This window comes from Thermomonas sp. HDW16, from assembly GCF_011302915.1.
In the GTDB taxonomy this organism is placed as follows: domain Bacteria; phylum Pseudomonadota; class Gammaproteobacteria; order Xanthomonadales; family Xanthomonadaceae; genus Thermomonas.
In genome coordinates, this window is the sequence record NZ_CP049872.1 from 2,646,886 (window position 1) to 2,659,200 (window position 12,315).

A 12,315-nucleotide genomic window follows, 5' to 3' on the forward strand; every position below is an offset into this window, starting at 1 on the left:
ACAGCGTTTGAACCAGCTTCGGTCAACGTTGTTCGGCGTGCTGCGATCCATGTTCCGGGCACTGCCACTTTCGGATGCCGAGCGCGACGCCTGGCGCAACTGGTTCCTAGATCGGTTTCCGCGGATTCGCCCCAAACGTCGAGTGGCCGCAAGCGGCCTCCCCCCTCGCCGAGCATACGAGCCGCATGGCCGCGCCATAGGCTATGTCGATGCGGCCACACCCCACTTGCCTTCGCATTTGCCCGCCACCTTGGTGGCTTTCTATCTACCGCAATTCCACCCCATTCCCGAGAACGACGCCGCTTGGGGGGAGGGTTATACCGAGTGGACGGCGGTACGGCGCGCGACACCGCAATTCGACGGCCACGCCCAACCCCGGTTTCCCGACAATTTGCTAGGCCAGTATGACCTGCGCGATGTCGATGTGATGCGCCGCCAGGCGGCGCTTGCAAGGGAATACGGCATCGGTGCGTTCTGCTTCTATTTCTACTGGTTCCACGGCCGAACCCTGCTGGAACAACCACTCCGCCAATGGCTCGGGGACGACAGCATCGACCTGCCTTTCTGCCTGTGCTGGGCCAATGAAAGCTGGTCGCGGACGTGGGATGGGCGCGCCGGCGACATCCTGGTACGACAACAGCACGATGCCGAAGACGACCTTGCTTTCATCGCCCATGTCGCGCCGTATTTGCGTGATCGCCGCGCATTGCGCGTCGATGGAAAGCCGGTGCTGTTGGTTTACCGGCCCGGACTGCTGCCAGACCCTAAAGCCACTGCCACGCGTTGGCGACAGTGGTGTCGTGACAACGGAATTGGCGAGCTCCACCTGGCGTATGTGCAGTCGTTCGAACGACCGGATCCACGCGACATCGGCTTCGATGCTGCAGTGGAATTCCCGCCTAACCTCTGCATGCCAACCGACATCACTGAGCGCCAGCAGCCTTTTGATGCTGCTTACGCCGGCAACCTGCTGGATTGGCGCGACCTTCCCGCGCAGTTCCTTGCGCGCACGTTGCCATCCTATCGGCTGCACCCCGCCGTCAATGCTGGCTGGGACAATACCCCGCGACGCGCTTCACGCGGCCGCGTTTACCTTCATTCGGCGCCACGCCGCTATCGCGACTGGTTGGCAGGCACTATCCGCACACGCTTCGGGGAAAACTCCACCCCGACGGCGGATCGACTCGTATTCATCAACGCATGGAACGAGTGGGCCGAAGGCGCCGTACTGGAGCCCGATGCCCGGATCGGGTACGCGTGGCTGCAAGCAACCGCTGATGCATTGTGCAGGACTGTTGAGCCTATGGTCAGTGAACGTGCAACGCGGCCGTGCGCTGTCATCCATGCTTGGTACCCCGAAATACTCGGTGAACTGTTGTTCGCCCTCAAGTCGACTGGCCTGAACTGGCGCATCGTGGTGACCACGGCAGAAGAGCATCTGGAAGCCGTGCGCACCTGCATCGACGCATCGGAACTAGACGCAGAGATCGAGACGCACGAGAACCGAGGGCGTGACATCCTGCCCTTCCTGCATGTGGCAAACCGCTTGCTGGACGAAGGCGAAACGCTGCTGCTGAAACTGCACACGAAACGTTCGATCCATCGCGACGACGGCGACGCATGGCGTGCGGAATTGATCAGGGCCTTGGTCGACGACGGCAACGCGGCGCACATCGCACAAGCGATGCATGACGATCCACGGCTCGGCCTGATCGCGCCTGCAACCCACGTGTTGCCGTTGGAGAATTACTTGGGTGCAAACGAACGCACGATAGAGCACCTCGCGCGACGCATCGGGCTTCCGGATATTCGCCCGGCAAAGATGAAATTCATCGCAGGCAGCATGTTCTGGGTTCGTAGCGAGGCGTTGCGGCCACTGCTTGATGCACACCTGGACGAAGCCGAATTCGAGACTGAATCCGGCCAAGTGGACGGGACGTTTGCGCATGCCATCGAACGCTTGATCCTGGCTTCGGTAGAAGCAGGCGGCTTCCGCTGGATAGCCTGGCCCTCGGAAGCACGCAACCGCTCGGGATCCGGCTATCACTATGCACGCGCCGACTGAGCGACGCGTGCTTTGCGGCTAACGGTGAAACCCTTCACCCATTGAGTGGCACGCCGGTCTTCTCCACCGCTTCCTCGCGGCTCACCCCATCGGCCAGTTCCACCAGCTTCAGGCCATCGGCGGTCACGTCGAACACGCCCAGCTCGGTGATGATCCGGTTGACCACGCCCACGCCGGTCAACGGCAGCGTGCACTGCGGCAGGATCTTCGACGATCCCGCCTTGGTGACGTGCTCCATCAGCACCACCACGCGCTTCACGCCGGCCACCAGGTCCATCGCGCCGCCCATGCCCTTGACCATCTTGCCGGGCACCATCCAGTTGGCGAGGTCGCCCTTGTCGGTGACTTCCATCGCGCCAAGGATGGCGAGGTCGATGTGGCCGCCGCGGATCATCGCGAACGAATCGTGGCTGCCGAAGTAGCTGGCGCCCGGCACGGCGGTGACGGTCTGCTTGCCTGCGTTGATCAGGTCCGCGTCGAGTTCGGCCTCGGTCGGGAACGGGCCGATGCCGAGCAGGCCGTTCTCGCTCTGCAGCCACACGTCCATGCCATCAGGGATGTAGTTCGCCACCAGGGTCGGCAGGCCGATGCCGAGGTTCACGTAGGCGCCGTCACTCAATTCCTGCGCGGCGCGCTGCGCCATCTGTTCGCGGGTCCAGGCCATGTCAGTTGTTCTCCTGGCGAATGGTGCGTTGCTCGATGCGCTTCTCCGGCGTGGCATTGACCACGATGCGATCCACGTAGATACCGGGCAGGTGCACGTGGTCGGGATCGATCTCGCCGATTTCGACCAGCTCTTCGACTTCCACCACGCAGGCCTTGCCGGCCATCGCCGCCGCCGGGTTGAAGTTGCGTGCGGTCTTGCGGAATACGAGATTGCCGGCCTTGTCCGCCTTCCATGCCTTGACCAGCGAGACGTCCGCCTTCAGCGCGGTTTCCAGCACGTAATGGCGGCCGTCGATCTCGCGGGTTTCCTTGCCGTCGGCGACGATCGTGCCGTAGCCGGTGGCGGTGAAGAACGCCGGGATGCCGGCACCGCCCGCGCGCAGGCGCTCGGCCAGCGTGCCCTGCGGGTTGAATTCCAGCTCCAGTTCACCGCCCAGGTACTGGCGTTCGAACTCCTTGTTCTCGCCCACGTAGGACGAAATCATCTTCTTGATCTGGCGCGTGGTCAGCAGCTGGCCCAGGCCGAAGCCGTCCACGCCGGCGTTGTTGGAGATCACCGTCAGGCCCTTGACCCCGGAATCGCGCAGCGCGGCGATCAGTGCCTCGGGGATGCCGCACAGGCCGAAGCCGCCGACCGCAAGGGTCTGTCCATCCGCCACCAGCCCGGACAGGGCGGCATCGGCGCTCGGGTATTGCTTGCTCTTGGCAGCTGCCACGGGCACGGCTCCAGCGTGGGGAAACCCGCATTTTACCGGCAAGCCGGCGTCCGCCCACCGTACTTTCGGACATTCGGTGGTCGATGCCGATCCCGCGAAGGGCTGCGACGCATACCCTCGAGCAAATACGCCGCGACCCTCAGGTAAAATGATCGATCTGTCTCAAGTTCAGGATTCCAGATCCGATGAAGATCCTCGTCGCCTACAAGCGCGTGGTGGACTTCAATGTCCGCATCCAGGTCAAGCCGGACGGTTCCGGCGTGGTCACCGACGGCGTCAAGCTGTCGGCCAACCCGTTCGACGACATCGCGCTGGAAGAAGCCCTGCGCCTGCGCGACAAGGGCACCGCCACCGAAGTCGTGGTCGCCACGATTGCTCCTGCCGATGCCCAGCCGCATCTGCGCAACGGCTTGGCGATGGGCGCCAACCGCGCCATCCACGTGGTGGCCGATGGCCCGGTGCAGCCGCTGACCGCCGCGCGCACCTTCCTCAAGCTGATCGAGAAGGAACAGCCGGATCTGGTCATCCTGGGCAAGCAGGCGATCGACGACGACGCCAGCCAGACCGGGCAGATGCTGGCCACGTTGTGGGGCCGCCCGCAGGCGACGTTCGCGTCCAAGCTCGACATTGCCGATGGCAAGGCCACGGTGGTGCGCGAGGTCGATGCCGGCCTGGAGACGCTGGAAGTCGATCTGCCGGCGGTGGTCACCACCGATCTGCGCCTGAACGAGCCGCGCTTCATCAAGCTGCCGGACATCATGAAGGCCAAGAGCAAGCCGCTGGAAACCATCGCCTTCGCCGACCTCGGCGTGGATGCTGGTGACACGCTCAAGACCACCCACTACGCGGCGCCCGCCAAGCGCAGCCGCGGCGTGATGGTGAAGGACGCGGCCGAACTGGTCGCTGCACTGAAGCAGAAGGGGTTGCTGTGATGAGCAAGGTTCTGATCGTCGCCGAACACCTGGACGGCAAGCTCAACGCGTCCACCGCCAAGTGCGTATCCGCTGCGCAGGCGCTGTCTCCTGAATCCATCGACATCGTAGTGCTCGCCGCCGATCCGGCCGGCATTGCCGCAGAAGCTGCACAGATCACCGGCGTGGCAAAGGTGCTGACGGTTGCGAATGCCGCCAATGCGCATGCCATCGCGCAGGTACAGGCGCCGCAAATCGCCGCCATCGCGAAGAACTACACCCATGTCTTCGGCCCCAGCACCACCTTCGGCAAGGACCTGATGCCCTGCGTCGCTGCATTGCTCGGCGTGGCGCAGGTGTCCGACGTGATGGCGGTCGAAGGCAGCCATACCTTCAAGCGCCCGATCTACGCCGGCAACGCGATCATCACCGTCGAAGCACCGACCGATCACGCCGTGGTCGCCACCGTGCGCACCGCCTCGTGGCCGGAAGCCGCACGCGGCGGCGGCGCTGCGCTTGAAGCGGCGAATGTCGATGCCGCACTGCCTTCGCACACCCGCTTCGTCGACCTGGCCGCCGGCAAGTCGGACCGTCCCGACCTGCAAAGCGCCAAGCGCGTGGTTTCCGGTGGTCGCGGCGTGGGTTCGCAGGAGAACTTCAAGATCATCTACGACTTCGCCGACAAACTCGGTGCCGCCGTCGGTGCCTCACGCGCTGCAGTCGATGCCGGCTACGTGCCGAACGAACTGCAGGTCGGCCAGACCGGCAAGATCATCGCGCCGGAACTCTATGTGGCCGTCGGCATCAGCGGCGCCATCCAGCACCTGACCGGCATCAAGGACGCCGGCACGATCGTGGCCATCAACAAGGATGGGGATGCGCCGATCTTCGAGATCGCGGATATCGGGCTTGTCGGGGATTTGTTCGTGGTTTTGCCGGAACTGGAAGCCGCTCTCTGATGGCATGGCGGACGGCGATACGCCCATCCACCCAAACGGACCGCGACCCTTCCCCGCTATAATGGCCTCGGGCAGTGCCGTTGCCTGGGCTGTAGCGGCACTGCACAGCGCACCCGACGCAATCACTCTCCGATGCCGGCGCGAAAAATTGCTTCCATGACAGCCTCCGTTCCGCCATCCACCAGCACGCCACTCGATCTCTCGGTCGTTGCGCCCGTTTACGGCTGCAAGGGCTGTCTGGAAGATCTCGTCGATCAGATCCAGGCAGCCACCACAGGCATGGGCGTGTCTTTCGAAGTGATTCTGGTGGACGATGCAAGTCCTGACGGAGCCTGGTCGCGCATCGAGGAACTCGCTGCATCGCGCCCATGGCTCAAGGGCTTCCGGCTGTCGCGGAATTTCGGCCAGCATTCGGCGATTTCAGCCGGCATCGAGCATGCGCAGGGCGTGTGGACCGTGGTGATGGATTGCGACTTGCAGGACCTCCCCGCTGAGATTCCGGCCCTTCATCGTATGGCGGTGGACGAACATTTCGACGTCGTGTTCGCACAGCGGACCGAGCGTCAGGACACCCGCATCAAGCGCCTTTCGTCGTGGGGCTTCTTTGCGGCCCTCGGCTGGCTTACGGGAATGCCGCAGGACCCGTCCACCGCCAATTTCGGCATCTACCATCGCAAGGTCATCGATGCGGTATGCCGGATGCCCGAACGCGACCGTTCGTTCCCGCTGATGGTGAAATGGGCCGGCTTCCGAACCGCCAAACTGCCCGTCCTGCACCAGCAGCGCGCGCAGGGCGAATCCTCCTATACCTTGCGTCGCCTGCTGCGGCTGGCGATGGACATCGCCCTTGGATATTCGGAGAAGCCGCTGCGAATGGTGGCTGGCGCCGGCATCGTCTTCGCCTTGGCCGCCTTCGTCATGGTGGCTATCGGTCTTTGGCGCTGGTGGGACGGCGACATTCAAGTGGCCGGCTACACCTCCATCATCGGTGCGATCTGGCTCATCGGCGGATTGATGATGTTCTCGCTGGGCGTGGTCGGCTTGTATGTCGGCCAGGTGTTTCGCAATGTGCAGCGGCGCCCCTACTACATCGTTGCCGATATGACCCGCGCCATCGAGCGGATCTGTGACTGAATTTTCACTCGAAACCGCGGCAGGCAAGCTGACCGCGCGCCTGACACCCTGGGACGAGCGCGCCCTGGGTTTCGCCACCGCGGAAATCACCTCCTTTAACGCCGATGAAGCGGCTGTCGCGCTGGATCTGCTGCAACAGGCCGAGTTCTGGGCGGCCGATCTTCGCGTGCGCTACCTGTTCGGCCGCATCGATGCCAACCTCCCCTTGTTGCGTCGCGCCCTGCTGCAGGCGGGCCATCGGTTCGTGGAAACATCGCTGTCCATCTCGCGCAGCGGCATGGGCAACCTGCCCGCCGTCCCGCGCGGCATGTTGCCCACGCTGCGTCCGGCAACCGCCGCCGACATCCCGCAACTGCGCCAGATCGCCCACGACGACTTCGTCCACGGCCGCTTCCTGGAGGATCCCGAAATCGATGGCGCCCGCGCCCGGATGCGGACCGCCAACTGGATCGAAGACCTGGTCGGCACCGGCTTGGCCTATGCGGCGGAATCGCGCGGCCGCGTCATCGGTTTCCATGCCGAGCGCATCCGGTCCGGCGGGCACCATGCCGAACTGTTGCTCACGGGCACCGCTGCTCCATACGCGATGCTGGCCATGCCGCTCTGGGCGACCGCACTCGAATCGCTGGCCGCGCGTGACATCCGCCTCTGCACCACGCTTGTGTCCGCGGCCAATACAGGGATCCTCAACCTGTATGCGCGGCTGGGCTTCCAGTTCAATTCCACTCTTGCAGGCTTCCGGAAATTCCTATGAGCAATCCCCCCAGCGAAGATCAGATCATCGCCACGTTTGCCCGCACGCTGGGCATCGACGCCAGCCAAGTGACCGACGAACTGCGCTACAACACCATTCCGCAATGGGATTCGATCGCGCACATGTCGGTGGTCGCCGCATTGGAAGAAGCCTTTGGCATCATGATCGACATGGACGACGTGATCGACATGAGCTCGGTCGGCAAGGCCCGCGAAATTCTGCGCAAGCACGGAGCTGCTGTCTGACATGGGCAACGCCGGCGCGCCCGTCGTCCTGGTCACCGGCGCATCGCGCGGCATCGGCCGCGCGATCACGCGCCAGCAGGCCGCACGAGGCGTCCAACTGGTGCTCGTGGCGCGCGATGCCGACGCCCTGCAGGCACTGGCGGCCGAACTGACCGCAGAAGGCGCACCGCCCCCCATGACCGCCGCTATCGATCTGGGAACGACCGATGCCGTTGCGGACCTGTTCCGGCAGATCTTCAGCCAGTTCGGCCGCCTCGATGGGCTGGTGAACAATGCCGGCATCCTGCACGAAGGATTGTTAGGCATGATCCGCGCTGACGACATTGACCGCGTACTGGCGGTGAACGTCAAGGCGCCGTTGATGACCATGCAGTACGCGGCGCGTTTGATGGCGCGCGCCAAGCGCGGCAGCATCGTCAACCTCGTCTCCATCATGGGCGTGAACGGCGCCGCAGGGCTGAGCGTATATGCGGCGAGCAAGGCGGCCCTGATCGGCGCAACGCGCTCGGCGGCCAAGGAACTCGCTGCCGGCGGCATCCGCGTCAATGCGGTTGCTCCCGGCTTCATCGATACCGACATGACCCGGGCCATGCCCGAGGCTGCCCACGCCAAGCGGGTGGCCTCGATCGGCATGGGGCGCGCCGGTACTCCGGAAGAGGTTGCCGAACTTGTGGCTTTCCTGCTGGAAGACCGCGCGTCCTACATTACCGGGCAAATCATCGGCATCGACGGACAGATGGTGGTCTGAGTGCAGTTCTGGCAACTGCCATACGACGACCGTATCGCTCTGGTGGAAGGTACCCGCCATGTCAGCTACCGCGAACTTTCCCTGCTGGCCGATGCCTTGGCCGAACATCTTCCAGCCGGCCGCGGCATGGGCATCCTGGCGATGCCCAGCGCCGTAGAAGCCGTTGCCCTGTACCTGGGCGCGTTACGCAGCCAACGCCACGTGCCCTTACTGATGCAGCCGGATACCGATCCGGCTTTACTGGCGGCGCTGGTCGCGCAATACCGACCCGAATGGTTAGCGCTCCCCGGCCCGGCTCCTGTCGGCTACACGACGATTCACGATGCCAGGCACCTGCGCCTTCACCTGCGCGATGCCAGCGATGAAACCGCCACGCCACACCCAGAACTCGCTCTTCTGCTTAGCACCTCCGGCAGCACGGGCTCACCCAAGCTGGTGCGCCTGTCGGCGCGCGCCATAGCCAGCAACGCGATGGCGATCGTGCGCTATCTCGGCCTCACCGCCAACGACTGCGCCATCACCACGCTGCCGCTGTCGTACTCGTTCGGCATGTCCATCCTCAACAGCCACCTCGCTTGCGGCGGCCGTGTGGTGCTGAGCGAGGACAGCCTGATGACCCGCAAATTCTGGGACACGGCACGCGGCAACGCGATTACTTCGCTGTCCGGCGTTCCCGCCACTTTCGAGATCCTGCGGCGCATGGGTCTGTCCCGCCTGCAGCTGCCGAGCCTGCGCATGCTGACCCAGGCCGGAGGTCGCCTGCGCGACGAGTTGGCAAGGCATTTCGCCTCCTCGGCGCGCGATCATCATCTCCGGTTCTTCGTCATGTACGGCCAAACTGAAGCCTCGCCCCGCATCAGCTACGTCCCGTCCGAGCGGCTTATCGACAAGATCGGCAGCATTGGCGTCCCCGTTCCCGGCGGCCGCATGGACATCGACCCGGCCACCGGCGAATTGGTCTACGCAGGCCCGAACGTGATGATGGGCTATGCCACCACTCGCGACGCACTGGCCCATCCCGACGAGCAACACGGCGTGCTTCGCACTGGCGACCTGGCGCGCGTGGACGAAGACGGATTCCATTACATCACCGGTCGCGCCAGTCGCTTTCTCAAACTCTCCGGCAACCGCATCAATCTGGACGAAGTGGAAGCCATGTTGTCGGCTGCGCTCGGCAGGCAGATCCTCTGCACCGGCGGCGATGACGACCTAGTGGTGTTCAGCCACGGTGATGCGCCGACCATGCAAGACGAAATCCGCCGACTGGTGCAGGAACGCTACAAGCTGTTCGGGGGCCTGATCCGCTGTCTTCACCTGGAAGGCCTGCCGCTGCTGCCCAACGGCAAGACCGATTATTCCTCCCTGCTGCGATTGGCCGATATCGGAGCCGTCCCGTGAACGCGATCCCGGAAACAATGTTGCCAACCGCAGCCGCGCTGGATGTCGATGTGTTCGGCCTGCAGCGCGAAACCAAGCGCGCCTGGCTGCTGTCCGGCCTGGAGGCACTCACCCGCCATCATCATGCACACTGCGCACCGTATGCCGCCATGCTGGACGCACTGTGGAACGGGGGCCGGGCCGAAACGCTCGAAGCGCTGCCATGGCTACCGGTGCGCCTGTTCAAGCATCTCGACTTGAAGAGCGTGCCCGACGACCGGATTCTGCGGACGCTGGTCTCCAGCGGCACCTCCGGTGCCGCCGTTTCGCGCATCTTCCTCGACGCCGACACCGCGCGCGCCCAGACCCGGGCGCTGGCGCGGATCTTTTCGCACTTCGCCGGCAACCGCCGCATGCGCATGCTGGTGGTGGACGACGACAGCTTCCTGCGCGACCGCAGCCGCTTCAATGCGCGGGCCGCCGGGATCCTTGGCTTTTCCAACTTCGGTCGCGATCATCTCTATCTGCTGGACGAACAGCTGCAGCCGGACTGGAACAAGCTCGAACAGTGGCTGGCGGTCGCTCCTGACGAACCGGTGCTGCTATTCGGCTTCACTTTTATTATCTGGCAGTCGTTCGTGCAGGCCGCACGGCGCGACGGACGGAAGCTGCGCCTCTCCGCCGGCAGCATGCTGGTGCATGGCGGCGGCTGGAAGAAGATGGACGAGCAGCGCGTCGACAACGCCGCCTACAAGGCCGCGCTGGCGGACACGTTCGGCATCGAACGCGTGCATAACTACTACGGCATGGTCGAACAGGTCGGCTCGATCTTCTTCGAATGCGAACACGGACACCTGCATGCCCCGGCCTACGCCGACGTGATCGTCCGCGACCTGCAGGACTTGTCCCCGGTCGCCGAGGGAACGGTCGGCATCTTGCAAGTATTGAGTCTGCTGCCGGGGAGCTATCCGGGGCACAGCCTGCTGACCGAAGACCTCGGGATTCTCCATGGCGAGGACGATTGCGCCTGCGGACGTTCCGGCAAGCATTTCGGCGTGCTGGGGCGCATCAAGAACGTCGAAGTGCGTGGCTGCAGCGATACACGCACGGTGCCTGTCTCATGATCACTCTCCTGTTTTCCACCGGCGGCAATATGCCGCTGGCCGCGCAATTGGCTAGCTTGTGCAGCCTGCCTCCGTTGCCGCCATTCGACGCGCGCGCGCGCGCGTTCGTAACCGATTTCGCGCGCCGCGTGTTCGGCCTGCCGATGCTGCGCACTCACCCGGAACTGGCGACGTTGGCGCATTGGTTCCGCCCGGCCGGGCAGGAGCAGTTGGCCCGCCGCCTTCATGCGCCCGGCGGCGAGCACCTGCTTGCGCGTGGGCTTGTGTTCCATCTCGCGCCGTCCAACGTAGACGTGCTGTTCGCCTACGCGTGGCTGCTGTCCGTGCTGGCCGGCAACCGCAATGCCGCCCGGCTCTCGCAGAAGCCGAGCGCGCAGCGCGACGCCCTGCTCTCGATCCTTCACGACATGCAGCGCGAGGATCTGCACGGCGACGTCCTTGAACGCAACTTGCTGCTAACCTACCCACACGACGATGCGGTGACCACCGAGATTTCCGGCCATTGCCACGCCCGCATCGTCTGGGGCGGCGACGGCACCGTCGCCAAGATCCGCTCCCTGCCGCTGGCGCCACTGGCGCTGGAGCTGGCCTTCCCCGACCGCTTCGGCGTGGCCGCAATGAAAGCGGCAGCTATCCTCGATGCCGGCGATGTCGAACTGGCGGAACTGGCAAGGCGCTTCAACAACGACGTGCTCTGGTTCGGCCAGCAGGCCTGCTCCTCGCCGCGCACGCTGTACTGGATCGGCGAAACACCCATCGTGCAGGCGGCGCGTATCCGTTTCTGGCAGGCCGTGCGCGCCCATTCCGGGCAGATCGCCGACGAACCTGCTGCGTTGATGGCGCGCGTCACCGATGCCTACCTGATGGCTGCGCTATCACCCGGCGTGCAGGCCGATGCTCCGCTGGGCGACTATCCGCTGAACCTGCAGTCGACGCGAGCCGATGTCCGTCTGCGCGAACTGCAAAGCGGCCATGGCTTGGTGGTGGAAACGGCGCTGGCCTCACTGTCGGCGCTGGCCGACCTGCTGGACGACCGCGATCAGACGCTGGTCCAACACGGCTTCGGCCGGGAAGACCTCATCGCGCTGCTGAATCGGCTCGGCAATCGCGCGCTCGATCGCATCGTGCCCGTTGGCCGCGCCCTGGACTTCCATCCCATCTGGGACGGCACCGACCTGCTGGACATCCTGACGCGCAAAGTCACACTACCCGGAGCCTGAACGATGAGCTATGTCTTCATCGCCCTGACTATCCTGCTCACCGTCTATGGCCAGCTGGTCCTGAAATGGCAGGTTGGCCTGCATGGCCATCTGCTGGCAGCACCGCTGCAGCCGTTGCATCTTGTGCAACTGCTACTCAAGCCTTGGGTGATTTCCGCCTTTGTCGCCGCCTTCGGCGCATCGCTGTGCTGGATGGCCGCGATCAGCAAACTGCCGATCAGCCGCGCCTACCCCTACATGGCGATCAATTTTTTCCTCGTCGCGCTGATGGCGTCCGCGCTCTTCCACGAGCAGTTCGACGGCTACAAGATCGGCGGCACCCTGCTCATCATGCTGGGCGTGGTCGTGCTGTCACGATCTGTCGCCTGACCCATTCACGCAGCCCTTGCCCGCGAG

The 12,315-nt window shown here is 64.4% G+C and carries 13 protein-coding genes; 11 read left to right on the plus strand and 2 right to left on the minus strand.

All coding sequences use genetic code 11. The features are described from left to right. Positions 1 to 37: 37 nt before the first annotated feature. On the plus strand, positions 38 to 2,065 hold the full coding sequence (locus G7079_RS12565) for a glycoside hydrolase family 99-like domain-containing protein (RefSeq protein ID WP_240906293.1): 2,028 nt from the start codon (positions 38 to 40) through the stop codon (positions 2,063 to 2,065). Between the two features lie 34 nt (positions 2,066 to 2,099). Here the strand turns inward: G7079_RS12565 and G7079_RS12570 are convergent, their stop codons facing one another. Together G7079_RS12570 and G7079_RS12575 are read right to left on the minus strand one after the other, a co-directional pair. Next, positions 2,100 to 2,729, minus strand: a complete 630-nt coding sequence (locus G7079_RS12570; protein WP_166057633.1) for a CoA transferase subunit B — start codon at positions 2,727 to 2,729, stop codon at positions 2,100 to 2,102. Position 2,730: 1 nt separating this feature from the next. Continuing rightward, positions 2,731 to 3,447 carry a CoA transferase subunit A gene (locus tag G7079_RS12575; protein WP_240906192.1) on the minus strand — a complete coding sequence of 239 codons (717 nt, stop codon included), beginning with the start codon at positions 3,445 to 3,447 and terminating at the stop codon, positions 2,731 to 2,733. Positions 3,448 to 3,632: 185 nt separating this feature from the next. Between G7079_RS12575 and G7079_RS12580 the strand changes: the two genes are divergently transcribed. The 10 genes from G7079_RS12580 (at position 3,633) to G7079_RS12625 (ending at position 12,288) form a co-directional block, all read left to right on the plus strand. Further along, on the plus strand, positions 3,633 to 4,379 hold the full coding sequence (locus tag G7079_RS12580; protein ID WP_166057635.1) for an electron transfer flavoprotein subunit beta/FixA family protein: 747 nt from the start codon (positions 3,633 to 3,635) through the stop codon (positions 4,377 to 4,379). Next, positions 4,379 to 5,317: an electron transfer flavoprotein subunit alpha/FixB family protein gene (locus tag G7079_RS12585; RefSeq protein WP_166057636.1), complete on the plus strand. Its 939-nt coding sequence runs from the start codon at positions 4,379 to 4,381 to the stop codon at positions 5,315 to 5,317. Before G7079_RS12580 ends, G7079_RS12585 begins: the two co-directional genes overlap by 1 nt. A 156-nt stretch (positions 5,318 to 5,473) precedes the next feature. Then, positions 5,474 to 6,451, plus strand: a complete 978-nt coding sequence (locus tag G7079_RS12590) for a glycosyltransferase family 2 protein (RefSeq protein ID WP_166057637.1) — start codon at positions 5,474 to 5,476, stop codon at positions 6,449 to 6,451. Beyond that, positions 6,444 to 7,205, plus strand: coding sequence for a hypothetical protein (locus G7079_RS12595; RefSeq protein WP_166057638.1), 762 nt, complete (start codon positions 6,444 to 6,446; stop codon positions 7,203 to 7,205). The genes G7079_RS12590 and G7079_RS12595 overlap by 8 nt, the downstream gene beginning before the upstream one ends. Next, on the plus strand, positions 7,202 to 7,450 hold the full coding sequence (locus tag G7079_RS12600; protein ID WP_166057639.1) for an acyl carrier protein: 249 nt from the start codon (positions 7,202 to 7,204) through the stop codon (positions 7,448 to 7,450). Before G7079_RS12595 ends, G7079_RS12600 begins: the two co-directional genes overlap by 4 nt. A gap of 1 nt (position 7,451) precedes the next feature. Beyond that, positions 7,452 to 8,198, plus strand: coding sequence for an SDR family NAD(P)-dependent oxidoreductase (locus tag G7079_RS12605; RefSeq protein ID WP_166057641.1), 747 nt, complete (start codon positions 7,452 to 7,454; stop codon positions 8,196 to 8,198). Then, complete coding sequence (locus G7079_RS12610) at positions 8,199 to 9,596, plus strand: AMP-binding protein (RefSeq protein ID WP_166057642.1); 1,398 nt, start codon at positions 8,199 to 8,201, stop codon at positions 9,594 to 9,596. It begins immediately after the preceding gene. Next, positions 9,593 to 10,699, plus strand: a complete 1,107-nt coding sequence (locus tag G7079_RS12615) for an acyl-protein synthetase (RefSeq protein WP_240906193.1) — start codon at positions 9,593 to 9,595, stop codon at positions 10,697 to 10,699. Before G7079_RS12610 ends, G7079_RS12615 begins: the two co-directional genes overlap by 4 nt. After that, the gene (locus G7079_RS12620; protein WP_166057643.1) at positions 10,696 to 11,919 is read left to right on the plus strand and encodes an acyl-CoA reductase; all 1,224 of its coding nucleotides are present in this window, start codon (positions 10,696 to 10,698) and stop codon (positions 11,917 to 11,919) included. The genes G7079_RS12615 and G7079_RS12620 overlap by 4 nt, the downstream gene beginning before the upstream one ends. 3 nt (positions 11,920 to 11,922) lie before the next feature. Then, positions 11,923 to 12,288: an EamA family transporter gene (locus tag G7079_RS12625; RefSeq protein ID WP_166057644.1), complete on the plus strand. Its 366-nt coding sequence runs from the start codon at positions 11,923 to 11,925 to the stop codon at positions 12,286 to 12,288. The last annotated feature ends 27 nt before the right edge of the window (positions 12,289 to 12,315 follow it).